This is a genomic window from Desulfitobacterium hafniense DCB-2 (genome assembly GCF_000021925.1).
Lineage (GTDB): Bacteria > Bacillota > Desulfitobacteriia > Desulfitobacteriales > Desulfitobacteriaceae > Desulfitobacterium > Desulfitobacterium hafniense.
On record NC_011830.1, the window covers coordinates 729957 to 754819 of the forward strand.

24 protein-coding genes are annotated in these 24863 nt (G+C 47.8%); 16 read left to right on the plus strand and 8 right to left on the minus strand.

Annotated features, from left to right (window positions below):
* The 9 genes from DHAF_RS03290 to DHAF_RS26005 all read left to right on the plus strand — a co-directional run bounded on the left by DHAF_RS03290 (position 1) and on the right by DHAF_RS26005 (position 7883).
* Entirely contained in the window at positions 1 to 2574 is a 2574-nt protein-coding gene (locus tag DHAF_RS03290) for a pPIWI_RE module domain-containing protein (protein WP_242659930.1), read from the plus strand.
* A 96-nt stretch (positions 2575 to 2670) separates the two neighbouring features.
* The gene (locus tag DHAF_RS03295) at positions 2671 to 3693 is read left to right on the plus strand and encodes an AAA family ATPase (protein ID WP_015942915.1); all 1023 of its coding nucleotides are present in this window, start codon (positions 2671 to 2673) and stop codon (positions 3691 to 3693) included.
* Complete coding sequence (locus tag DHAF_RS03300; RefSeq protein WP_015942916.1) at positions 3693 to 4211, plus strand: hypothetical protein; 519 nt, start codon at positions 3693 to 3695, stop codon at positions 4209 to 4211. Before DHAF_RS03295 ends, DHAF_RS03300 begins: the two co-directional genes overlap by 1 nt.
* A 103-nt stretch (positions 4212 to 4314) precedes the next feature.
* Positions 4315 to 4647, plus strand: a complete 333-nt coding sequence (locus DHAF_RS03305; RefSeq protein WP_015942917.1) for a helix-turn-helix domain-containing protein — start codon at positions 4315 to 4317, stop codon at positions 4645 to 4647.
* Between the two features lie 3 nt (positions 4648 to 4650).
* On the plus strand, positions 4651 to 5298 hold the full coding sequence (locus DHAF_RS03310; protein ID WP_015942918.1) for an ImmA/IrrE family metallo-endopeptidase: 648 nt from the start codon (positions 4651 to 4653) through the stop codon (positions 5296 to 5298).
* 61 nt (positions 5299 to 5359) lie between these two features.
* A complete protein-coding gene (locus DHAF_RS03315) occupies positions 5360 to 6022 on the plus strand; it encodes a DUF4417 domain-containing protein (protein WP_015942919.1) in 663 nt (220 codons plus the stop codon).
* Positions 6022 to 6363: a CPCC family cysteine-rich protein gene (locus DHAF_RS03320; protein ID WP_015942920.1), complete on the plus strand. Its 342-nt coding sequence runs from the start codon at positions 6022 to 6024 to the stop codon at positions 6361 to 6363. The genes DHAF_RS03315 and DHAF_RS03320 overlap by 1 nt, the downstream gene beginning before the upstream one ends.
* 151 nt (positions 6364 to 6514) lie before the next feature.
* Positions 6515 to 7141: a DUF488 domain-containing protein gene (locus DHAF_RS03325; protein ID WP_015942921.1), complete on the plus strand. Its 627-nt coding sequence runs from the start codon at positions 6515 to 6517 to the stop codon at positions 7139 to 7141.
* A gap of 574 nt (positions 7142 to 7715) precedes the next feature.
* Positions 7716 to 7883, plus strand: a complete 168-nt coding sequence (locus tag DHAF_RS26005) for a hypothetical protein (protein ID WP_015942922.1) — start codon at positions 7716 to 7718, stop codon at positions 7881 to 7883.
* 342 nt (positions 7884 to 8225) lie between these two features.
* On the opposite strand, the gene DHAF_RS03330 is transcribed toward DHAF_RS26005, so the two are convergent.
* Positions 8226 to 8438 (minus strand): helix-turn-helix domain-containing protein, encoded by a 213-nt coding sequence (locus DHAF_RS03330; RefSeq protein ID WP_026184197.1) that lies wholly within the window; start codon positions 8436 to 8438, stop codon positions 8226 to 8228.
* Between the two features lie 105 nt (positions 8439 to 8543).
* Here DHAF_RS03330 and DHAF_RS03335 point away from each other — a divergent pair, with 105 nt between their 5' ends.
* Positions 8544 to 8750, plus strand: coding sequence for a hypothetical protein (locus DHAF_RS03335; protein ID WP_015942923.1), 207 nt, complete (start codon positions 8544 to 8546; stop codon positions 8748 to 8750).
* 408 nt (positions 8751 to 9158) lie between these two features.
* Positions 9159 to 9761, plus strand: coding sequence for a hypothetical protein (locus tag DHAF_RS03340; protein ID WP_015942924.1), 603 nt, complete (start codon positions 9159 to 9161; stop codon positions 9759 to 9761).
* Between the two features lie 201 nt (positions 9762 to 9962).
* Here the strand turns inward: DHAF_RS03340 and DHAF_RS03345 are convergent, their stop codons facing one another.
* From DHAF_RS03345 to DHAF_RS03370, 6 genes are all read right to left on the minus strand, one after another.
* A complete protein-coding gene (locus tag DHAF_RS03345; RefSeq protein WP_015942925.1) occupies positions 9963 to 10202 on the minus strand; it encodes a DUF2922 domain-containing protein in 240 nt (79 codons plus the stop codon).
* A 36-nt stretch (positions 10203 to 10238) separates the two neighbouring features.
* Positions 10239 to 10463 carry a DUF1659 domain-containing protein gene (locus DHAF_RS03350; RefSeq protein WP_015942926.1) on the minus strand — a complete coding sequence of 75 codons (225 nt, stop codon included), beginning with the start codon at positions 10461 to 10463 and terminating at the stop codon, positions 10239 to 10241.
* A gap of 238 nt (positions 10464 to 10701) precedes the next feature.
* Positions 10702 to 11820, minus strand: coding sequence for an NAD(P)/FAD-dependent oxidoreductase (locus tag DHAF_RS03355; RefSeq protein WP_015942927.1), 1119 nt, complete (start codon positions 11818 to 11820; stop codon positions 10702 to 10704).
* A 2-nt stretch (positions 11821 to 11822) separates the two neighbouring features.
* Entirely contained in the window at positions 11823 to 13280 is a 1458-nt protein-coding gene (locus tag DHAF_RS03360) for a spore germination protein (protein ID WP_015942928.1), read from the minus strand.
* A gap of 3 nt (positions 13281 to 13283) precedes the next feature.
* Positions 13284 to 14396, minus strand: a complete 1113-nt coding sequence (locus tag DHAF_RS03365) for a Ger(x)C family spore germination protein (RefSeq protein ID WP_338009695.1) — start codon at positions 14394 to 14396, stop codon at positions 13284 to 13286.
* A gap of 18 nt (positions 14397 to 14414) precedes the next feature.
* Positions 14415 to 15506 carry a GerAB/ArcD/ProY family transporter gene (locus tag DHAF_RS03370; RefSeq protein WP_015942930.1) on the minus strand — a complete coding sequence of 364 codons (1092 nt, stop codon included), beginning with the start codon at positions 15504 to 15506 and terminating at the stop codon, positions 14415 to 14417.
* Positions 15507 to 15866: 360 nt separating this feature from the next.
* Between DHAF_RS03370 and DHAF_RS03375 the strand changes: the two genes are divergently transcribed.
* Positions 15867 to 16730, plus strand: coding sequence for a DUF3102 domain-containing protein (locus tag DHAF_RS03375; RefSeq protein ID WP_015942931.1), 864 nt, complete (start codon positions 15867 to 15869; stop codon positions 16728 to 16730).
* A 247-nt stretch (positions 16731 to 16977) separates the two neighbouring features.
* A complete protein-coding gene (locus tag DHAF_RS03380; protein WP_015942932.1) occupies positions 16978 to 17616 on the plus strand; it encodes a hypothetical protein in 639 nt (212 codons plus the stop codon).
* 7 nt (positions 17617 to 17623) lie between these two features.
* On the opposite strand, the gene DHAF_RS03385 is transcribed toward DHAF_RS03380, so the two are convergent.
* Positions 17624 to 18889 (minus strand): YecA family protein, encoded by a 1266-nt coding sequence (locus tag DHAF_RS03385; protein WP_015942933.1) that lies wholly within the window; start codon positions 18887 to 18889, stop codon positions 17624 to 17626.
* Between the two features lie 387 nt (positions 18890 to 19276).
* Here DHAF_RS03385 and DHAF_RS03390 point away from each other — a divergent pair, with 387 nt between their 5' ends.
* From DHAF_RS03390 to DHAF_RS03400, 3 genes are read left to right on the plus strand one after another with little or no spacing between them, the layout of a single operon-like run.
* Complete coding sequence (locus tag DHAF_RS03390; protein ID WP_011459253.1) at positions 19277 to 20719, plus strand: Wadjet anti-phage system protein JetA family protein; 1443 nt, start codon at positions 19277 to 19279, stop codon at positions 20717 to 20719.
* Positions 20700 to 21308: a DUF4194 domain-containing protein gene (locus DHAF_RS03395; RefSeq protein WP_015942934.1), complete on the plus strand. Its 609-nt coding sequence runs from the start codon at positions 20700 to 20702 to the stop codon at positions 21306 to 21308. The genes DHAF_RS03390 and DHAF_RS03395 overlap by 20 nt, the downstream gene beginning before the upstream one ends.
* A complete protein-coding gene (locus tag DHAF_RS03400; protein ID WP_015942935.1) occupies positions 21277 to 24756 on the plus strand; it encodes an ATP-binding protein in 3480 nt (1159 codons plus the stop codon). Before DHAF_RS03395 ends, DHAF_RS03400 begins: the two co-directional genes overlap by 32 nt.
* Positions 24757 to 24863: the final 107 nt, after the last annotated feature.

Below are 24863 nucleotides of genomic sequence, written 5' to 3' on the forward strand. Positions count from 1 at the left end.
GTGAAAATTTTGGCACACTATTTGCAACTCAATGCGTTTGAACTGGGAGAAAATACTATTCCTCAAATTCCACTTTATCAGATGGAATTCCCCCATGAATGGACTGTGCTGCTAAAAGGAATCATGGATGGATATCACTCCCCGGTGAAATTAACCGACTTAAGAGCCAAGTTGCAGATGTTATTTCCTCAGATACTGGGGGGATATGATAATCTGCTTACAGAAGGGCAAGCTTATCCATGGCTAATTGCCACTGAGCCTATTCAAGAAGTATGGCTGGAACGTTTGACTCGCAATTGGTTAAAAAATGAATTGCTAAAAAAACAAAAATATGGGGCTAAAGCGGCAGAGATTTCTCCCGTTAATCTCAATTGGGAAAGGTACAATTTACCGATACAGTGGGATAATTGCGTTCGCTATCAAGTCATTCCAGGATTATTTACCCATGCGTTTTGCCAGGAAATTCGGTATTTGAACCTTCCTGGCGGTGTTGATATTCCTTTAAAGTTTGTTCAGGTGTTTTATGGAAAGAAGCACGAATGCATGAGCTTACCTTTTCTGAACAACCAACCTCAGTTTTCTTATATTATTCACTTTGATGTAACAAATCGGGGTGGGGAAGCAGACCGTCTGCTGCTAAATGTTAGAATCGGAATGCGCCGTTTTCATACTGCCCCTGTCCTTGCCAACGAAAATCCTTATGAGTTACTGAATAAAAAGGGGACGTTGCTGTTAGGGATGTCCAATCCTTTTGTTCTTACTGATACTTCGTTAACGGTTCTATCTACATTAAAATTCCGGCGAGCAAAAGATTCATCTGCTTTAGCTCAATGGGTTTCTGCAGAAGAAGACTTGTTCTTTGATGTTCTTAAAGAAAATCTGTCTATTGATCAGTTTTTGGCCAGTCCTTTAAGCTACTGGTCAGAGTCAGGCAAGGTGAAGGGTTATCTGGTTCATTCCAGTCAAGTTTATCAAAATGAGCCAGATGTTAAAACGGGGCTGGGCTTGCCTGAACGAACGGCTTTGCTTGATTTAGTATCTCGAACCTTTAACTTAAAAGCCCGTCTCGACTTTCTTGAGAAAGTCAGCTGTGGAGGGAGATTAAAGCATTTACCGATAAAAGCGCCTGAAAGGACCTTTATCAACTTAGAACTCTGGATGAGTCCGGACATGTATAAGGAATGCGTAGAGCTGCTTGCTCAGATCCAATTTGATAACAGCAATGGCGGAAGGTTACTTTGGCCCACAGATAAACCGGATGAATTTATCTTAAATGCCAATCCGGAGGTAGTAGTTGCGCTGCAACATCGCGATGATGCGTTTCTTACGCAAGAGCTTGATCCTGAAGGGTTGAGAGAGCAACGAGTCTCTGAAATCAAAAAAAGAGTCACTGTTGCAGAACGCGATAAACTGACTCTGGCTTTGATTGAGATTGGAGAGAAAAAGAGCTACAAAAAATTAGACCCTAAAGCAGCAGTGCGTTCAGGGTTGGCTAAAACAGGACGAATGACTCAATTCATGTATAAGTTAAATCATGAATTGAATGGGCGAAGAAGGAGTAAGGAAGACGAAGAAAAAAGCATAATGAAAACCAATCTTGGTATTGTAACAAATGCTTTCCTTGACTTATTGGCAGATGCCGGTTTTGTTCGGGCTAATATTCCCCTTATTGCCGAGGGAGAACATATTGTAGTGACCGGCATTATAAAACGAAAGGTTCGCCTTAACTCTAGGCGCACAAACACTGAGTACCTGCCTGTGCTATTGTGGTTTGACGGGCGAGAAATCAAAGTGAAACGGTTGGGTGAAACACTTTGGTTGCCTATGCATAAAGCGCTTTTGGACTTCAGCAAAACCAGACCTTTTGATAATATGTGGAAAGAAAGCTCACAGAGGTTTATTAATTGGTTGGAACAAGAAATCGAAAGCATTCTTCTTAGTACTTCCGAGGTACCAATTTACTTGTTCGCGGATGCGGGATTACGTCAATATTGGTGGAAGAACTTGCAAAATCCAATAATAACGTCACGAGATCTTCCCTTTACTAAACGTATAATTGATGAGGAAAGATTAAAATTTGTTAGGTTAAACCGCACGGATGATGTACCGCAATATGAGATTTTTGACACGAATAAAAACAGTAGCTTGAATAGGTACAAAGGATTATTCCGAGACGGGGAGATTTATTACAGTGTGGGTTCTAAGCCGGACACTATCCGGGCTAAGCTTGAAATCACTAAATATAATACACCTCGAGAGATTATTCTTAAACAGCAAGCGGTGGAGATACTGCCTACCGGAGTGAAAGATCAAGAGGAAGCAGCTCAGCTCGCTCAACGAGCGCATCTTTTACGCGAGGGAAATTTGACCTATGCTCGCAGTACTGCGCAGCCCTTTCCGTTGCATTTATTGAAGAGTTTATCAAAATATTGGGAGGCTGAAAACGCAAGAGCCATAGAGGATGAAGATGAGCAAGGTAATTTAGAATATGATAGCTATGGAAATGATTTTGAAGAAGGAATAAAATCATCTATTCGACGAAGGTGTGGGCAAATTTTGAGGTTTAAGAGATGAGCACCTGCCTCCGACGACAGGGAGGTTAAAATAGACTTGTTGGCGAAGATTTAAGGTATAATAAAAATAACCATAATTTTGAAGGGAAGGGTTAAGATGGCGCTTAAAAAGATATGCCTAGAAAACTTTACAGTCTTCGATAAGATGGAGATAGAATTTTGTGATGGGGTCAATGTCTTGATCGGAGAAAATGGTACCGGTAAAACCCATATCATGAAATTGCTTTATGCTGCTTGCCAATCAGCTCATGCCAGTAAAAAGGTGATCAGTTTTCCGCAAAAGATTGTCCAAGTGTTTAAGCCTGACCATGCCAATATTTCCCGATTGCTAAGCCGCAAGGCTGGAAATGGCTCGGCTAAGGTACACGTTATTTCGGGAAACAACACGCTGAAGACTTCTTTTAACCTTAAAACTAAGAATTGGGATGCAGAAGTGGTCGGAGCACAGGCGTGGGAGAAGCAGTTGTCGAATTTGACCAGCACGTTCATTCCGGCCAAAGAGATCTTGTCAAACTCTAAAAACCTCGTCAACGCTATCAATGTTGGCAACGTGGATTTTGATGATACGTATAAAGATATTATTTCCGTCGCCAGTGTCGATATAAACCGTGGACCGAATAACGTTCAAAAGGAAAAATATCTGCAGATTCTCCAAGATATTACTGATGGAAAAGTAAGTTATGAAAATGAAGAATTTTATCTGTTGCCGGGCAATCAAGCTAAATTAGAGTTTCAACTGGTGGCCGAAGGAATGCGCAAAATAGCTTTATTATGGCAGCTCATAAAAAATGGAACTCTTGAGCAGGGGACCGTTTTGTTTTGGGATGAGCCGGAAGCCAACATCAACCCAAAACATATCCCGGCGCTAGTTGAGGTGCTTTTGAATCTACAAGGGGATGGGGTGCAAATTTTTATTGCCACCCACGACTATGTATTGGCCAAATATTTAGAAATTAGAATGGCTGATGCAAATAAAATTCGCTTTCATTCTCTCTATAAAAAAGAAGGCCGGGTAGAAGTTGAAAGCAACCATAATTTTAAAGACCTGGTCAACAACTCAATTGCCGAAGCTTATAACAAGCTATTAGATGAGGTCTTTGAACAGACGACGAAGGGGTGATGAAGTTGCCAGGGGAAATTTATATCGAAGAAAATGGCGTTTTCCAACTTGATTGTTCTGCTGCCTTATGGTCTACAGATCAGATACATACCCTTTATCATGCTGCTGGCACATTTTTATGCGATGCTGACTTCGTTGCCGAAACGGAAAAATTTCTGGTATTAATTGAGTATAAAAATGCCAGCATTCCTAATGCTGCTAATCCAGACAGATTTAAACCATCTTCGCCGCAGAAAATTGATAATATCGCACGTAAGTTTTATGACAGTTTGCATTATTTAACGCTGGAAGCAAAAAATAAACCCCTGAGATATGTATACATTGTTGAATATCCTCAAGCAGGTGTGACTGAGCGAAAAATGCTCCGTAATGCCATCGCCAATAAGCTCCCTTTTAAAATGCAGCAAGGAAGACAGCGAAAATTGGTTGATGATTTTGAAGTCTTATCCATCTCCGAATGGAATGAACACGCAGAATATGCAGTCTTTCCTTTGACTCCTGTTTACCCCTTTTCCTGAGGCAATGGCTTATGATAGTGCCTTATTATGAATATTTCATTTTATGCGTGTTGACTAAAAAGTCAATATATACTAGACTGATTATATCAGGAAGGTGAGATTAATGAGTGATTTTGGAAACACATTAAAAAATCTTCGCAAGCAACACAAGATCACTCAACGTGATTTAGCCGAAAGGGTTGGGGTGGATTTTACTTATATTAGCAAGATTGAAACAGGGGCAATTGCGAATCCTCCTTCAGAGAAGACAATTATTCAGATTGCCAAAGTCTTGGGAACCAATGCAGACGAGTTGATCTTGTTAGCCAAAAAAGTTCCGGAAACGATCCGCGAAACAATTGTTGACGATGATTTAGCTGCCGCTTTTTTACGCAAAGTACCACGATTTTCAGAAGAACAACGAAAGATAATTAAGGACCTTATCGACGAGGTGTAATTAATGCGCAGACCATATATTACAAATGATGAAATGGATATAATTGCTGAGTCCGTATTATCACAAGCCGGTCTATCCACCGAATGGCAAGGAGCGGTTGTAAAGGTCGATATTGACACGCTGATTGAATTTGAATACGGTTTGGAAATTGTGTGGCAAAATATTGATTATCTTTCGGAAGATGGTATTGTTCTTGCTGCAATAATGCCGAAACGTAAGCAGATTTGCATGAATGAAACTAAGATGGAGCTATTTATGTCAAAGATGGGGACTATGAACTTTTCTAAAGCCCATGAATTAGGTCATTGGATTCTACATGTGCTCGAACAGCAAGATTATGAGCAACTTAGCTTTGATGATAGCGAAGCATACTTTTGTCGAGGGGGTTCAAAGCGTCCCCCAGAAGAGGTACAAGCAGATATGTTTGCAGCTTCTTTACTTATGCCCAGAAAGATTGTAACAGGTGCTGTTAATCGCCTGAAAGAGCGTGGTAAAGTCGATTTTCCTGATCTTTATCGACTAAAGGATGATTTTGAAGTAAGTATATCGGCATTAACAAATCGAGTGCAACAGTTAGGTCTATTGTATATTGCTAATCAAAAGGTATATATGAGTCAAGCAGAGGCCATAGGACAAATGTCATTATTTTAAGGAAAAAATTTTAGGCAAAAACTTGACTTGAAAATCAACACAACAAGGAGGCGTATACCTTGTGAATAATAGTAAATTTACAAGTGAAGTATTACGGCAAGATCCTAGTCTGTTGAGAAATAGTTATCCTACCAGTGGAAAATGGGATATGCCAATTATTAAAAAGAGTGAGGTTGATATCACTGGAGTTAAGTTAATTCGGGCTGACCATATTCGAAGGAAAGATAATAGAGCAGTTGCAGATAAAACTGTACATTTTTTTGTCGAAGATAATAAACTGGACAGATATTATGACAATCCCGAGAATTATAGGTTGCGTCTAGCTCAGTATGCCCACGTCCTTACACCGGACTATAGTTTGTATATAGATATGCCATTATCAATACAAATATATAATACATTTAGAAGTCGTTATTGTGGAGCAGATTGGCAGGATTATGGATTATCAGTTATTCCTACTGTAAGTTGGAGTACCAGTGAAAGCTATGATTTTTGCTTTGACGGCATTGAATTAGGTTCAGTTGTTGCGGTATCTACGGTAGGAGGGCTGAGAAACAACAAATTATCCAAAGAAGAGTTTAAAAAGCTCTTTTTAGAAGGGTATTGGGAAATGAAAAGACGCATTAATCCCCGACAGGTGCTTTGCTATGGAACAGCATTTTGTGAGATGGGAGAAGAAGTTATTAGTGTACCATATTTTGAAACAATTAGGAGGGGAAAGTAATGGGTGGCAGAGGCCTACATTCTGGAGTAGTAGCCCGACAAACGACAATTTATGATCAGATCGAGCGTCAGGAGATAGCAGATATTATTCAAGAGAGCAAAAGGCAAAGAGAAGCCCTAGCTGATGGAGGTGGGGGCGGCATAACGCCACCAAGCCTATTTAAAAAGTGCGCATGTTGTGGTGAATACACTATCCCAGTAAAAACCAAATATGAGACCTGCCTGACGTGTGGATGGATTGATGACCCGTATCAGAATGGACATCCCGAAAGCCTCGATGGAAAAAATCCACTTTCACTAAAACAAGCACGTGAAGAGTTTAGGGCCAGGAGATTAGGTTAATTGGATGCTGCTTGTGTCTTTGAACAGGATTCGTCAATGTAAGAAGTATATGGACGTGTTCCTCGATCCGTTATGTTTTTGAAAAAGGCATGCTAACAAGTATGGGATGGAGTCATAATGCAATTGAGGGTTGCATAAGGGGGGCTTAGTCGTGCCGAGGCTTTACACTGTTGGGCATTCACTACACTCTATCGAGCAATTTAATAAACTGCTAAATAGTCAGGCTATTAACTGTGTGATAGACGTAAGAAGTACACCATATTCCAAGTATTCACCCCAGTTTAATACTAATGAATTAAGGAAGTTTTTAAGTATTAATCATAAATCTTATATTTTTATGGGAGAGGAATTTGGGGCACGTCGTTCTGAATCTTCACTATATGATATTGACGGCCTACTTGATTTTGAAAAGGTAATCAGAAGCGCTCTTTTCCAGGCGGGCGTCAAAAGAGTTAAAAGTGGTTTAAATAAAGGTTATAAGATAGCTTTTATGTGTACTGAAAAAGATCCTTTAGATTGCCATAGAAGTATTTTGGTCGGAAGAGCGTTCCAGGATGAGGCGTTTGAGGTTTTGAATATCCATGAGGATGGAAGCGTTGAAAACCAAAAAAGCTTAGAAGAAAGACTTCTTGATTTATACTTTCCAGATAGAAATCAAACAAGTATCTTTGATATTTTGGAAGGAGGAAAAAGCAAAGATGAATTGGTTGTTGAGGCCTATCGATTGCGAAATAAAGAAATTGGTTACAAGATTGGAAATGAGGCTGGGATAATATGAAAATCTATACTATGCGCCAGCGGGGAGAAATTCCCCACCCCCACACCTTGCAATTCCCCTCAAACCAGCTATAATTAACACTAGGTGGAAATTAAAAAGTCGCCGTGACCTAAGAGTGTTGCAGCACCCTCAGGCACGAGCAGGTGATATGAGCACCTACACGTAACAGTCCAGCTGTCCACGACGACATCCTTATTATACAATGCCGCCCCTTTCCGCACAAGCAAAGCGCCTGTGCCTCGGGTGAAGTGACTGTAATAAGGTAAGGTGTCGGTAAGGAACAGAGCAGACTGTGCGGCTTCACGCAGCAGGAGATTCAGCCTATTCCTGACCCAGCCAGCGGAAAGGGTTTGTTCGCATACCGATTATGCGGACCGCTTTTCTGTTCACAGCCGGTTTGTTTTCGGTTGATTGGGGTTAGGTGTTAGGATTCAGCAGATAACGAAGCATGGCACATGTGTAGGGTGAAAAAAACCTCGCATGTGCTTTTTAATTTCCCCTATCAAAGCAGACGGCGGGACCGGGTCAAGGCCCGGAGCCCTGCCGCTGCTTGAAATAGGGGGTAGAGACTGGAATGACGGACTATAAAAAAATGTATTTTCAACTGGCGGCTAAAGTTGCTGATGCTATGGATCTCCTTTTAAAGGCACAGCAGGAGGGAGAAACCGAATTCATGGATGGAGAGCCGTTTCCTGAGAGCAAAGCCGTGGTCATTCAAGATGAAGGCTGTGATTATGACTAAGAAAGTTTTGGACTTAATTAGAAAAACACGGAAATACGGATTTGTCCCCAAACGCGACAACGTTGTCGTGTTTGGGGACATGTCATGTTTGAACTGTCTATTGCACCGGAATACCAATGCAGCATTGCTCGAGCGGTCATCAGCATAAAAGAGATAGGCGTCATCCCTTTTAGAACAACGCCTATCTCTTGCCTTTCCGTACCGGTTTGGGGTGTAGTTCAATAAGTTCCCTATTAAACCGTGCCTTTGGCCGCTAATGTATTATTTATAGCATTGAGGCTTACCGTTTAAGTCTGCCGCCAACTGTAATAAACATTATTATGAAACGAAGCAGGATCCAATTCAACGGGAGGGCTTCCTATCATTCGTCAACCCCAGCAAATAATCAACACTGGTTTTATAAAACCGCGCAAGCTTTATCAGCGAAGTGCTGGGAATATCGAGTGCCCCGCTTTCATACCTGGAGTAAGTCGCCTGACTCACCTTAAGTAAATCTGCCAAATCCTGCTGAGTCAGATCCCGGTCTTCCCGTAAATCGCGCAACCGTTGATACATCATGAATCACCTCGAGCTCATTCTATAGTATGCAATAATCGCATATTGATTTTTATGCGAAAAACGCATAATATGTAGAGGAGAGTATTTTTGAGGTGATTACTGGTGGCAAATTACAGCGAGATGTATCATATTTTGTTCAACAAGATTACAGATATTATTGAAGAACTTCAGGATATTCAGCGCCAGACTGAGGAGATGTACTTGCAGTGTCAGAAGCATGAGACCATTGCTCTCCAAGTTTACAACATCAATCAATCCAAGCATGTTGGGGATACAGTTAAAAACACAGAGAAACGACCTTTACGGTAAAGCTATTCATATACAGATTTCGTGATCACCAAAATAATATAAGATAACCTATGTATTGAGTGATTAAGGGACGTGGCAAATGAATAAATGACAATCCGTGGCTCGTGTGCAAAGGAAGTTAAAACGGCAGGACCGGTTCAAGACCCGGAGCCTTGCCGCTGCTTAAAATGTTTCCTGAGAGCAAAGCCGTGGTCATTCAAGATGAAGGCTGTGATTATGACTAAGAAAGTTTTGGACTTAATTAGAAAACCGCGGAAGCCGGATTTGTCCCCAAACGCGACAACGTTGTCGTGTTTGGGGACAAATTTATGCCGGCTGTAAGCCCCCATGGGCAGGCAGGAAAAAGCAGATCATGGTGGAAGTATACAAAAAAAGGATTCATAAATAACTGGAAAGAAGGTTGAGTTCATGAATGCTATGCCTTTTCACCCGCCTACGGATTATTACTGCCAAGAGTTAGCTCCTCTGGACGAAGAGATCTGCTCCCTCCTTGCCAAACGCAAAGAGCTGTCCAATCAAAATCCCGGTTTTCCCGATCCAGACCTGATTGCCCAGTGGAGCAAAGCCTTTGGCCTTAAGGAATATTGGTTATGCCTGGTTTTTTCCCATTTGCTCAGTGAAAAGCAGATCCACATACCGGTAGAGCCCGTTGAGTTTCTGAAATTCATTCCCGTTTTAAGATCAGTGACCGTTGATAAATTGTCTCATACTGTAACCTATCTAAAACAATACAGCAATGCCAGTATTGTGTATATCGAAACAGAAGTGATCACCTCTGAACCCTTTGGTGGCCATCTGGGCCATGCCATGTTTGAACTGTCTATTGCACCGGAATACCTGTGCACCCCAAACGGAGGGGGCGGTTCGGGCAAAACAATGCAGCATTCCTTCGTGGTGACCCCGCCCTTGCCGGACGATGTCAGTGAAGTGGAATTCCACTTTAAAGTTAAACCTTTGCCGGAGCCGGAATTTCAGAGGGTTCTGCTTAAAGAAATTGCGGTGACCATTTGACAAGAGGCTTATCCAGGAATGCGACAACGTTGTCGCATTCTTGGACATGTTTCGTGCCGGCCGTTACTCTGAGCGGTCTTTTTATGAACAAGGAACCCTTGCCTGATTCTGAATAAGAAAAAGACAATGGACCGCCGGCCAAGTGACCTTAGCCGGCAATCCAAGGGATTTATTTAAGGCTCAGACTCCACGCAGCCTTCTTTAAGGCTGAACTGGATCGAACAAATCATTGACGACGGTGCTGACGACCTTGATGTCCTTGACTCCCGTAAGGGCGCCGCTGGTCGTCATTAAAATATCTTCCTCGATCATCCGATCCATAACGGAGAGAATTTCAGCCTGGCTCAGATCCTCCCGGGGGTTGAGAATCGACAGGGTGAATGTCTTTCCTCCGGCAGTACTGAAACTGAGCCGGAGGATTTTATTCGTTGAAATCGCCATTAAGCTCCATCCTTTCGTTTTTGATTTTCCCGCCCATTATTCTTCCTTCAGCCGGAAATTCTTTTTCAACTGCACATCCAGAACCGGGTGAAGGGAGAGGCTGAACAGGGCCTGGGCGATTTCATAGAGCGCTTCCTCGGAAGCATCGGGACGTACATAGCTTATACTCTTCTGACGGCTCACCGGCGCTCCGGCAGGTGTGTAGCCGTCCTGATAGACCACTACCAGTGCAGAATTGAGTGGTTCAGACACAATGGCCATTCAATTCAACTCCTCTTTTTTCATTATCAGACCGGATATCCGGCCTGTCTCTATACTCTATGATCTGGTTCCCCCGGAGGTTACAGCCGGAGTAAAAAAATATGGAAAAAAAGCTTGTCCAGGACCGCGACAACGTTGTCGTGTTCCTGGACATTGTTTAGGCGGCGGTCACTTCGGCCGGCGGCCCATAGGCTATGGATAGAAGGTGCAGAAGATTTGCCGGCCAGGTCAGGAGAGGCTACCTGTTTTTGCCCTCTTGCAGTCGGTTGAACAGCTTCATGAGCGGCGTCACGTCCTTGAGTAGATCCATACGTCCCTCGCTGTCGCAGAGGTTGTTCACAAAACGGCTGATCAGCTTCATATTTATATTTTTCGCCACAAAATCAAAATCCTCGTTAGTCATATTCTCCAAAAAACGCCTGAGAATCAGTGAGTTCTCATAATTGGCCCGCAGCGGTTTGGTAAGCTCGGCGTAGTCCCCGAGACCGCAGATGTCGTAAGCGCTGTAGACCCCGCTCAGAATGGAAGTGAATTGACCGAAGCCAAATCCGGGGGATACCGCCCCGAAGCAATTGCCCGTGAAATACGTGTTTTCCAGCTTCGGTTGATTGCAGATGCCGACGATATAATGTTTGAATGAGAATTGATCCGTCATGCGGAATGGCTGATGCAAATCCTGGCTGACCATGCCGTAGAATTGATTCCACATCTCCTCGTGATCCCGCTTGATATTGCTGGGATAATCCGGACTGAACATCACCACATTGGCTTCCTGATCCGAATAGGGGATGACCCAGCCGTAGCCCTTGGGGAGCACGTCGCAGTCAAACCAGACATGGGGCGTATCCGCCTGGAAACTGCCCGTTACGGTAGCGCCCCGGACGGAGCCGGTGAAGTCGGCCCGAAAGTTGCCCAGGCGGCAGGCATATTCGGCATCCCCCGTCGCCAGCACGACTGCGTCGAAGCCCTTGCACAGGGTCTCGTATTCCTGCTCCGAATGGTATTCGATGGGGGCTGAGACCTGGTCCCTGAGTTGCCTGTCGTAGGAATCCTCGTGCCTTCCCCGTATGTTCAGGTAGCCGATATCCCCGCTGATGACGCCCTTCTCGTGTTTGGAGTGGATCTCGATTCGGGAGACCTTCGTCAGTGGGTCCAGCCGGATGCCGAATTTTTCCCGCAGATAGGGGACGCAGTTTTTTACCGGCCGGTTGAGAATGTGGAACATGCTCTCCGCGTTGACAAAACGATCCCCGACGCCGGCTCTTTTCTCAAAGATGAACGGCGTAATGCCGTGCTTTTCCAAGGTGATGGCGCAGGATAACCCCGCCATTCCCGCTCCTATGATGGCAACCTTCATAATCATTGTTTCCTTTCATCCGATTCAATGCGCGTTTGATCGGTGGTTTTTAGAAAATTAGGGCGCTTAGGTGAAATACTTTTGTCCGGAAAAAGCTTTCCTAAAAAATCTTCGCGGTTGAAAGGCGCGCTGGGTGCGGCGTAGGCGACGCCAAAGCTGTTCGACGAAACGATCACGGTCACGATCAGGCACAGGCCCAGGGTAAAGCCGATCAAGCCGAAGACCGCGGAAAGCAGAATCATGAGAACCTTCAAAATCCGGAAGGGGTTCATCAGGGTATAATCCGGGATCATGAACGAGGCGAGCAATTCGGTGGAAACGATGATCAGCAGCAGTGGGCTGTACATGCCGGAGGCCATGGCGGCCTGTCCGATAATAATGGCCCCCAGAATGCCGATGGCCCCGCCGATCTTCTTGGGAATGCGCAGCAAGGATTCCCGGATGATTTCCACGATGATTTCCAGCTGTACAATGCCTGTAAAGGCGTTAAAGGGCACGTTGGCCCGCATAGCCGCCAGGGTCAGGATATATTCCGAGGGGAGCGTGTCATGATGAAAGGAAATGATGGCGATATACAGCGCACCCAGGGTAATGGAAAGAAACAAGGCGATGAACCGCAGGCCCTTGGTGAGGAGGGCCAGGTATTTATTGTCGTAGATGTCGTCGCAGGAGATGAGAAACTCATGGAAAACCTTGGGGGCGATCAGCCCCAGCCCGCTGCCCTCCACCAGGATGATGACCTTTCCCTCCAGCAGTGCGCCGCAGGCCATATCCGAACGTTCCACAATGCCCGTTTGGGGGAATAGGCTCCATTTGCTGTTGAGGATTTGCTTTTGCAGCTCGCCGGATTCGACGATGCCGTCTATCCTTATCCTGGCAATCCTCTGTAGGATATCCTTCACAATGCCGGGATTGGCGATATCCTCGATATAGACCACGGCCACCGATGTTCTGGTTCGTTTCCCCGTTTCCAGCATGGCGATTTTCAGGCGGGGATCTTTGATTCGGTACCGGATCAGGGACAGATTGGTGTCGAGATTCTCAATGAAGCAGTCCCGCGCCCCGCGCAGCGTGTATTGAAGTTCCGGGCTGTCAATGCTTTTGCTTTCAATCTTTTTGATATCTGACACCAGATAGCGCCCGCCCCAGGGACCCAGCAGCACGGTATATCCATCCAGCAGATAAGCGTCTATGGCGTCGGGATTGTCATCCAGCGCGCAATGATCCACATACAGGACCCGATCCCGGAGCTCTTCCGCCGGGGGCGTTTTCCCAGCGGCGGCGCGGGCAATCAGCGGCTTGAGTATACACTCGGACAGCAGCGCCCGGTCGGTGAGCTGCCGGATAAACAAAACCGTGATAGCATCCCCGCCCGTACAGGGAACGACCCGCGCCGAAATGCCGCTGAGCCGCGTACTGATTTTGTCGATGTCGATAGGATGGATTGCTGATTTTGTCATGGCTTATGGCTCCTGGGGAAGCTCGCTCCGGACGAGTGTGACCTCGGTCGTGACCTCCGACGCCGCGTCACTATAGGCCTGCTTCCAATCGATAGTTTTGAAGGTACTGTTATGCTGGGCCCGAAAATACCGGTAAATCCCCAGATAATCCAAGGCGTATTCCTTTTGTGAGGTATCCAGGGCCTGTACGATATCCTGCAGGACCGCCTCCTCAAGAAGGCGCTGCAAGGCCTCCCGGTCCCCTATAGTGGCCGGCTGCGCCGTGGACGCATAGTTCAGCACGGCCTTAAACCCCATTTGAATTTGGATCATGAGCTCTTCATCGGCATACGTCGTGGTGATTTTTTTGTTGTTAAGCGTAACATCCAGCTCATACCGGTTCGAATTCAAAATGACTTCGTAATGAAAACTGCCGTGGGGATTGAGGAAAAACACCACGCCACGCCGTTGGTCCTGTGGGATAAAGCCAACCTTTTTGCCGTTTTCAAAAACCGTATATCCGGTCAGCGTGATATGGGAGTCCACGACGCCCATGGCGGGGATCAAAAACCCCACCTTTTTTACCGCCAGCGCCTCCAACAGATCGCCGATATCCACAAAAAATGAGGAGCCCTCCTTCATCAGGTTGTCCTGTATGTTATCAATGGCCAGCCCCACCGAGGACGCGTTGTCCAGCTCGGCCTTCAGCAAATCCTCCGGCTCGTCGGCGGAGGTGATGATTTTGAGGGATTTTCTGGTGTTGCGCTGGGTCCGGCTCCGGTTCAGATATTCCTCCACATCCTGGAATGCCAGTCTGTCGGTAAAAATCAGCACCTTTAAGGCGCCCAGATAAACCGGCCTGCTGCTTTTGCGATTCAGATCATCCCGGGCTTGGGTATACGTTTCCCCGCTGGCCTTGATGATCGAAAAGTTCAGGTTGCCCTGTCCGCCGGTGCCGCCTTTTCGTGACTGACCGCCCAGATCGGCGACTTCCCCATAGAAATGGTACTCTCCATCCTGATAATCGATCACTTCTGCGATGTGAATATTCTCCTGCTGGATATCGGTCGAATCCCAGCAGCCCCACAGCAGCGGCAGGCAGAGGGCAAGAGCGGTTAATTTTATGAGCTTATTCAGGCTTTATCACCACCCTCTTTACGTACTGCCACGGGACCGGAGCAGATGGGCAACCCACAAGACAAAGGGGATGACAAAGGCCGGCAGCAGCCCGGTATACGTCGTGAAGCGATTGAACACCAGCAGCACATCCTCTGCGTTGGGAATCAGCAGGCCTGTAGCATAAGCCGCCCCGCCGATGGCGAACATCGGCGTAATCCCGGTCAGCTTGGGAATCAGCTTTTTCGCATAGGCCGCCGACGCAAACATGATCAGGGAAGTGGTGCAAAAGATGGAGGTGAGCCACCCCATGATGAAAAACAGATCCAGCCGCTTAGCAAATTGCAGGGCGGCGATGTCCAGCCTGCGAATCGCGGTCAGAACCGGATAATCGTAATTGACGATATCATCGATGCTTAGAATAGAATAGCAGCCTTCCAACTGAACAATAAAAAACGTGCAGGCGACCAGAACTGCAATCCCCGCCGTGAGCAGCGCTTGGGAACCGTTGCGTCTGGAAAGGGGGATGACAGTGATGACCTCGAAGCCCAAAAAAACAAAGATAGCAGACGGAACCGCCCGGATATAGCGGCTTATCTCCGCCGGGTCGATCAGGGGCAGGTTATTCAGCGGGTTTCCCTGGGTAAAGGCAATAATCTGCAAAATAAAGCCCGTTATCAGCACGATCAGGCCCAGGTATTCAAGAATCCTGCCCAAATTGGTAAGCCCTTTTGACGCGGCGTATAGGGAGACGCTCATAATCAGCAGCATCGTGGCCCAAATGGGCGTTTTATATAAAATCTCCGCCTGGATGATATCAGCCGCGGACCGGACGAAAAAGGCGAGAAAAATAAAAAAGTAGATAAGATAGATACCGCAGAAAATACGGGATACGGCTTTCCCCACCAGCAGCTCGCTGTATTCCGCCAGCGCTTTCCCGCGGTAGAGGCAGCCCAAGTGGATGATCAGCAGAACGTCGGCCACGAAAAAGACGGCAGCGATGAGCAGGCTCAGCCACGCCCCTGTTCCGGCGGCCTCGCTCATGATTTTCGGCATGACCACCGCGCTCAGGCCAACTGTGGAAATGATGATAATAAAAAACAACTGTCTGTTTGTTACACTGTTTGTCAAGGACTCATCCCGCAATTCACGTTTTTATTAGTCATTCCCATTTATCGGCTATCTACTCATGGGGCGGGATCTTTCAGCGCATATTAGCAGCTGAAAAGAGTCTATGGTAAAGGCTAAATTTGCTGTTTATGTACAGCCGCTTGGATACATCGTGGCAAGAAATAGTTATCTCAAAGACATTGAAACTTGCCGATTTCAATTGGCCGGTTAGAAAAAATAGAACTAAAGCATGTTCAAGAATGCGACAACGTTGTCGCATTCTTGGACATGCTTGTGTCGGCTGTCACTCTTAACAGGCAGATCATATGCTATAGATAGTAAAACAGTAGATTTTGCCAGGTGCAAGAGAGGATGGATTAGATGATCGATGAATTGACGACCGGCCGGACCCCCGTTGTGATTGCCTCAGAGATCAATACCATGAAGCGGCAGATGGAGAAAATCCTCCTTGTTCATGCCATCGAAATCGGGCGCAGGCTCAAAGAGGTCAGAGCCATGATTCCCTATGGGGAATGGGGGGATTGGCTGAAAGTATCCGTCAACTACTCCCAAAGAACCGCCCAGCGTCTTATGGCCCTTTTTGACGCTTATGGTGAATATCTTTCCTTGCCCCCAGCCGGGGAATCTTCTCAGAACCGGACGCTGCCCAACCTGACCTTTGTTCAGGCCTTGACTCTCTTGGAGCTTCCCGAGGAAGAGCGGGCTGAGTTCCTGATGGAGATGGATGTGGAAGGCATGAGTACCCGGCAGCTGAAACAGGCCGTTGAGCAGCGGCAAGAGGCCCGGCGGGAAGCAGATCAAGCCGTGACCGAGCGGGATCAGGCCAGGCAGGAGAGCACAGCTCTTCGTGATGATCTGGACAAGGAAAAGAATAAAAATGCCCGGTTGGCCGCAGAACGGGACAGCCTGAAAGCCGAAATCCATGGTTTGGAGAGGGTAAAGGGAGAGCTGGAGCAGGAGATCGAGAATAAGAAGGCTTCCTATGACAAGCTGAAAGAGCGCTCAGGTTATAAAGCTATCAAAAAGATGGAGGCATCCCTGGATGAAGCCTATGGCAAGGCTGAGGCCAATAAGATCGCCTTCTTATATGACAGCTTCTTCAAGACCTTTAAGGAATTGGCCTATGGAATGACCAAGTTTGCCGGCAAAAACCCGGAGCTCCATGCCATATACAAGGAGAAGATCCAGGATTTCCTCCACAATGCCTTGCGGGAGAAGCTGTGAAGAGTGCTGCTTATAAGTAAAGGCTTCCCGGGAGTATGCACTCTTCAGGAAGCCTTTCTTTGCTCAGTTGCAGTCAGAAGGATATCACTTTATAATGGAATATATGTTCTGTGTCGGAAAGCGCTTTTCTATCGGGTTAACATAACCATTCACATCAAGAATATCGATGAAGACGAAGAATTAAACGAAAAAGCAACGTGTAAAGAATTCTTACAAGTTCAAATTAAGTCAAAAGTGAGGCCAGGAAATGAAAGTCAGCGAACCGGAAAAAATTGAATGGCAAGGCACAATCCTGTCGGTTCAACCACGCACCACCGTGTGGCGATATCGGCTTGATAACCGCACTCATTATCATCGGGGCTACAATCTCTTCATTGATGGCAAAGCAAAAGGGATGAAAGCTTCGTTTTCCGTTGCCATCTCAGAAATTCAGCAGAAGAAACTGATGTTCCGTATCGGTGATGAGGCCAAAGGAACGGCGTGGACGAAAATGTACGACGTCAGCGACTACGCCGACTATTACCGCGCCGGCGGCCTGAAAATCACCAGGAAAGCTGAGCACGCCGAAACTTCGCCGCCCCCCTATCTGATTGAGCCCCCTGATCTGGCGACCTACGCACAGCGCGGTGCGAGAATGCTGAGTGCCGCCAGTTACAGGGGTAAGTGCTTTCAATGCGCGTGGGCCACCATGTCGGCTGTGGAGATTGAGTACAATTGGGGCGTGAGCAAGAAGTACCGCTTTGAGAGTTTTTGCTACGGACCCAAGTCGTGTAAACTTTATAAAATGGGCAAACCCCGCGCCGTACCCTACAAGGGCGATGGGTCAACCTATGACGAAGGCTGGATGGACGACCTTTGCACAGAAAATCGCGGCTGGGACGATTAGGAGGGCATTAAAGTCCTCCGCAGCAGTGCTTGAATTTCTTGCCGCTTCCACAGGGGCAGGGGTCATTGCGGCCGATTTTTTGGCGGGTTTTCAGATCGATGACAGTAGGATTAGAGGATTTAGAGTGAGAACTGCCCAGGGTTTGACCGGAAGGGGCCGGCCGGACTGCAGGAGTGGCAAAGGGCAGGTCTGTATCAAAAGGTATATGAAGGTTCTTGGGCTGTGAAGAGAGGCCGGGATTGGCCCCGGTGCCGAGTTCGGCAGGGGAATGTCCTTTCAGTGCCCATTGCCGGGTATTATTCCAGAAGAACATAATCACATCAGCCAGATGCTGTACGGATTCAACATTGGGAAACTCTATTGTCGTCTTTAAGAGATCAAAAATGGCGGAAGGCTCGTTAATCTGATTGACGATATGCTGGCATTCTGCAGCGAGATCCTTGGCTTCTTTTTCAGTCATTTGATAGTGAGTCGAAAAGTAATCATGCAAGCGTTGAAAGGCGGGAGTGTCATCAAAATAATCGGGCGCGCCTGCCTTGAGCAGTTTGCTTTTGCTGAATCGATAATAATCAACATCGATACGAGCCCGCTGCTCTTTCAGCAGAGCATCCACGTCGGGTACGTTTTGATGGGCCCAGTAGCCATAGGAGTCCCTCCTGGGGGCATCATAATATTCACCCCCACGAAGCAAAATGGTGTGAAACTCCTGATAATCAGGCCGTACTCCCGTGAGTTCTTCAAGCTTGGAAAGTATGGTCATGTGGCCCATTGCCCCATAATAATATAACATTCCGTAGGTCAGCCCCAGCCATTCCGTATTCTGTTTGAGTTTGCTTTGCAGGGCCGCATCATGCTCGAGAGTCTGAAAGACATCCTGAAGTTCACTGGGCATAAAAAGCACTTTCTGCCCCTGGGAGGAACCGGACAAGACAAGCCCGGTTTTTCGCCAATAATTAACAAGTTTATGGTCATAATTATCGGCCAGGACGGCTTGGAAGACTTTATTATCTTCACTGACGAATTGTTTCAGAAACAGATAGCGATGCTCATCCATGAGCTTCAATTCCTGGGTGATTCGGCAAGGCAGCTGTTGAACGAGATAATGAACCAAATCCTTCTTCTTCAGCGAGCTGATATTTCTGAAGCCATAGTGCCGGGAGATGTCCTGGAGTTCATCTTTGCTCAAGGCCAGCAGAAGTTCTTCATAGGTCTGAGGCAGGGTAATCTCTTTCCAAAGCTTCTTATCCAGATATTCCGCAGCGTCGCTTTTCATCTGGTCTAATGCAATAAGCAGATTCTAATAGACTTCTTTATCTTTCATAGTTGGCGACCCGTCCTCTCGATGAGCGTATAAGCTGAGGATACCAGATTGTCCTTTTGACGTAAACTGTAGCTTAGAAAGCAAAATCCCTGTCAGGGCAAAAATCATTGCAGAATAAGAAGGAAATTGCTGGATTATCGCGAAGAGATCAGAACAAAGGGAAACATAGATTGTCCAGCTTTAAACCCCCCGGTGAGATAATCTGTCTTTTTATTGAAGCAAACACAGTGAGATAGCAGGGTGGAGAACCTTATATTCTCCACCCTTTGCGCCTCTTGGTTTAAATAGGGTTAAATTGAATCTATAATAGTAGCAAAACACCGTATTGCGGAGGTGAACATGAAGCTTTTTGAGATTCTGCCGGAAAGTTTTTTTCAGCTTTTTACGGGAAAAAACAGACAAGTTTATGCGGAAGCCCTCTTGCTCCTCTATGAGCAATATCAGGTGAACCGCTTTGGCGTTGACTATGAAGTGATGCGGGATCTTCTGCAAGAGCTGATCGAGACCCAGGAAAGCCTGGGCTATTCCTTTGAAGTTGAAGAAGGGGAGGAAGCTCCGGAGGCGGACCTCTTCCGGACCCAGGTCAATTCCATCCTGCGCCGCCTGAAAGTTCTGGGCTGGCTGGATGTGGAGACCCGGGACAATTTTAAACAGTACATCCTTCTGCCCCATTACTCCAGCCGCATCCTGCAGGTCTTCAAAGAGCTTTGTGAAGAACGGACCGTGGAATTCCAGCGTTTTGCTTTTGTCACCTATCAGCTGCTGACCAGTGAAGAAGCCAAACGACGTCCGGCCTTTGCCATGATCGAGGCCGAGAAGACCACCGAACAATTTACCGGCGAGTTAACCCTGCTCGCCAACAATATGAAGTTCCACGCCGAACAGGTGGCGGCCAAGACCAGCATCCAGGAAGTTCTGGATCATCATTTTGATGAGTATAAAACCAAGATTGTCGACAAGAGCTACCACCGTCTGAAAACTTCAGATCATGTCTCCCGCTACCGGCACCAGATCCTGGAGCGGGTCCGGACCCTGCTCATCGATCAGGAAATCTTTCAGGAAGCGGTGGAGGACGGAATCCGCAGCGAGTTCTTTGCCACCCGGGAGGAGGCCGAGCATAAGCTGCGCCAGGCCCTGTTAAGTGTTGAAGAAGTCTACCGGGAACTGGATGAGGTCTTTAACCGCATTGACCTGCGGCACAATCAGTATTTGCGCGCCTCCTTCGACCGGGCCCGCTATCTGAGCCAGCACTCCCAAGGGGTGGATCAGCGTCTGGCGGAAATTTTGGATTGGCTGTCGGAGCGAAGGTCCTCAAGCAAGGATATTGGAGCAAAAATCCTTGGCCCGGAGGGGCTCCGCTTCCTCACCCTTTCCCAGCTGAGCGAACCTTCTGTTTTTACACCGCGCAAAAAACGCCTGCCTCACCAAGCGGAAGATATCGAGGTCATCCAGCTATCCCCGGAACTCAAAGCTCAGCTGCGGGAAGAATCCCTGAGCAAAATGCGCCGGAACATCACCCGGGAAAAGGTACGGGACTATGTCCTGGCTCACCTGGGCCAGCGGGAAACCATGGGGATCGCCGAACTGGCTCCGCAGAATCTGGAGGAATTCCTCTACCTAACCTATGTCTATTTATACGGTTACGACGGGGGAGCCGGCTACACCCTGGAGCGGGAGTACAACCGCGTCCTGGAGATCGGCGGCTACCGCTTCCATGATCGGCAAATCCGGCGCCTGACCGCCAAAAAGGAGGGATCTCACCGTGTTCGAGCAACTCAGTGAACAGGATCGGGAAAAACTGCGGGATCTCATCAACCGTTTGCTCAACGTTAATTTTCTCGTCAAAGAATTGGAGAGAGAGCATTACCAGAATGCCCGCAAGCTCCGCCCTTATCTGGACGAGTTTTTTAAATTCCTGAACTGGGATTTCCAATTGGATGAACGCCATGAATGTATCTATGTCTTTTCCAAGGAAGGAGCTCACCGGCTGAGGCTTTCCCAGGAAGAAAGCATTGCCCTTTTGGTTTTGCGCCTGATTTATCAGGAGAAGCGGCAGGGGGTGCTGCTCACGGCCTTTCCTCTCACCACCAAATATGAAATCCGGGCCAAGTATGAGACCTTCCGCTTGCCCTTTCCGGGGAAGACCCGCTTTTTAGAGACGATTAAACTCTTTACTCAATATAAACTGCTTCAGTCCCTCGATGATGAGGTGAACCTGGATGAGTGCCGTTTCCGTCTCTTTCACACCCTGCTCTATGCTTTAGATGCGGATTCCATCGAGCGGATTCACGAACGGATCAGAGCCTACGATCTGGAGATCGATGAAGAGGAGTTATTGTATGAAATGGATGAAACGGCTTCGGCTCGTTAATTGGCATTATTTTCAGGATGAATCCCTGGAATTCGGCAGGCAAACCCTGATCTCCGGACGCAACAGCGCCGGCAAATCCACCATTATCGACGCTTTGCAGGTGCTTTTCATCGCCGATCAGCGGCAAATCCGCTTTAATCCGGCCGCCCATGAAGAGGCCAAACGCTCCCTGCTCAATTATCTGCGGGGGAAAATAGGCAGTGATGAAAAATCTTTCGTCCGGGAGCGGGATTTTACCTCCTATATTCTGGGGGAATTCTACGATGACAAAGCCCGCAAATCCTTTGCCATCGGCGCTGTGATGGACGTGTACAGCGATAACAAGATCGACGATGAATTTTTCATCATTCCCGATCTGGAACTGGCTGAGCTGGAGATTCAAAAGGGCAAAAGAACCTATCGCAATAAAGAAGAATTCCACCGTTATGCTCTGGGCATCAGGCCCAAGACCCAGTTTTTCCGGGGCAGGCAGGAGTATCAGAAGGCCTTCCTCAACCGCATGGGACAGCTGGAACGGCGTTTTTACCGCACCTTTTTAAGGGCCTTATCCTTTAAGCCGATTCAGGATATCCGGGAATTTGTGTATCAGTATATCCTGGACGAGCGGGAGCTCCAGCTTAACATCATGAAGGAGAATTTCGAACTTCATGAACGCTATCAACGGGAGCTGAAGGATTTAGAGGAGCGGAAAACCGTCCTGGAAAAAATCTCCCGGCAGCATGAACAAGCCATCAAATACCGGGATATCGCTGCCACCCAGGAATATGTGATCCGGGGCTTAAAGCATTTGGAGCTCACAGAGAAAAGGGAAGACCTGGAGCAAGACATTGAATCCTCCCAAAATGAGCTCAAGAGTGTTAAGGAACGGGCGGCTCTCACCGAGGAGCAGCACCGGGAGGCCCGGGAACGGGCCTTGGAGTATTACCGTCAATGGTCCACCCACCAGCTCCAGAAGGAAAAGGAAAGCTTGGAAGCACAGATTGAGGACATGCAGAAGACCCTTGCCGATCAAAAACGCCGGTTGGAGATTTGGGTCGCCAAAGTCAAAGGGGAGATCCGGCTTTTGGAAGGTCTGGCCACCGCTTTTGCGGTAGATGGGGAAGTATGGCGGCAGGAAGACCGGCGAAAGCTGGAAAACGTCCTGGGTGCGCTGCGGACTGCCTTGGACTTAGCCGGCCGGCCCAACCTTGAATGGGCCCAGGAAGACCAGGACGTATTAGGGGAAGAAATCCGGCAAAGTGGTCTTTTTCTGGCTGCATTGCAGATGGGTTTTCTGCAGACCCAAACCCGCCTGGAAGATAGAATCAGGGAACAAGAAGCCCAGCAAGAGCGCTTGAATCAGGAAATCCGCGGACTGGAGCAGAAGAAGCGCCCCTACCGTGAAGAGGTTCTCCGGCTCAAAGCCTTGCTGGAAGAGCGGCTGGCGGGACGATCGCCGGTCTGGATCTTCTGTGAAGAGATGGAAGTTCTGGACGAGGCCGAAGCCTGGCGCAATGCCATTGAAGGCTATCTTCACACCCAAAGATTCGACCTGCTCGTCAAACCTCAGGCTTTCTCCGAAGCCCTCCGCATCTATGAGCAGGAAAAATGGATCCATCGCCTCCAGGGGGTGGGTTTGGTGGATACGGAAAAAGAAGAACGGTATCTGGGCAAGCGGGAGTCAGGCTCTTTGGCCGCCCTTTTGCAGACAGATAATCCCATCATTCAGGCCCGCATCGATCATTTGCTGGGCCGGGTCATGCAAGCGGCTGACGAGCAGGATCTCCGCCGTCATCACACAGCGGTAACCCGGACCTGCATGTCCTACACCAATCTGGTGGCCCGCCAGATTCAAAAGGAACGCTATGAGATTCCCTATATCGGCTCCCAGGCCATCGTCCGGCAATTGGAAATCAAACGCCGGGAACTGAGGACCGTTCAGGATAACCTCAGACAGCTCCAGGCAGAGCTCATCATCATGAAGGAATGGGTGAGCAGCCTTGCTGACAGGAAAACCCTTTATGAAGGACTGGCTCAAGGGCTGGAGCTGCCCAAGATGGTGGAGCAGCAGGAGTATGAACTGCTGGAGGTGCAGATCAAGCTGGAAGAGCTGGATCTTTCTGAAGTGGAGCGCTTGAAGCAGGAGTATGAGGAATGGCACCGGCGGGAAGGTCAGCTGGTGGAAGCCATGAAGGAGCTCAGCGGGAAAATAACCGGATTGGATCTTGAGATCGGCCGAAAGCAAACCGACCTCTATCTCTTAACCCGCCGGGAGCAAGAGGCCCAAGAGCTGTGGGACGGCTGGAAAGCCGAGTATGCCCCGGAACTCTGGGAAAAAGCCGCGGAGCGCTGGCAGGAAGCCCAAAGACAAACCCAGCCTGCGTCCACGAAGCTGGTGAACTGGGAAGGCAGCCAAAAAGGGAATGTTACCCGTAAACTTCAGGAGTTTGGCAGACTCCGCGACCTGAGACAGGATTATAATATCCGTTATACCTATAATGGCAGTCTGGATGGGGAAGACAACGCCTCTTACCAAAGCCTCCTGGATGAAGTGGCGGGGGTGGATATCCCGGACTATCAAGTCAAGCTGGCGGAAGCTCTCAAGCAGTCAGAGGAAGAATTTAAGTCTGATTTCGTGGCCAAACTCCGGGAAGCCATTGAGATGGCCCGTCACGAATTCAGTCAGTTGAACCTGGCCCTGAAGAACTTCCCCTTCCATCAGGATAAGTACCATTTTGAAGTCCGGCCCAGCAGTCACTATAAACGGTTTTACGATGTGATCATGGATCCGGACATCGTGAACCGGGGCTCCTTATTCGATTCCTTAGCTGATGATAAAGCCGATACTCTCCACGAACTCTTTGAACGCCTGGTGCGGGGGGAGGCCGGAGACCAGGAGGAATTTACCGATTACCGCCGCTATCTGGATTTCGATATCGCCGTCACCACCGAGACGGGGCGTTACTATTTCTCGCAAGTCCTCAAGGAAAAATCCGGGGGAGAGACCCAAACCCCCTTTTACATCGCCGTGTTAGCCTCGTTTTATTATCTTTACAACTCCGGAAAAACCCTGCGCTTAGTGGTGTTTGACGAAGCCTTCAATAAAATGGACGAAGAGCGGATTCAGACCAGCCTCCGCCTGATCAAGAAAATGGGTCTTCAGCTGATTGCCGCAGTCCCCGATGAGAAAATGCAGCATATGGCTCCGGAAGTCTCCACCACCCTAATTGTCCACCGGGACGGTCACCACTGCTTTATCGATATGATCAGCCGTGAGGAAATGCTGGATAGCCTGAATGGAGATGAAGAGAATGCTCAGGATTCCCAGGACGATGGCGTTGAGGGGAAAGGGGCAGATACGGAGACGGATGCCGGGCAGGAGGCAGAGTCAGGCGTGAGCGCAGATCCGGCATGGATGCAGATTCGGATGCAGGCTCAAATGCAGAATCAGATACAGAGACAAACATAAATACAGGCAAAAATACAGACACAGACCCAGATGCCAAGGCAAACCAGGATTTACAAACCAGTCTGTTCTAGAACTATAAACACTTTCTATCATACCTGCCGGGAGGG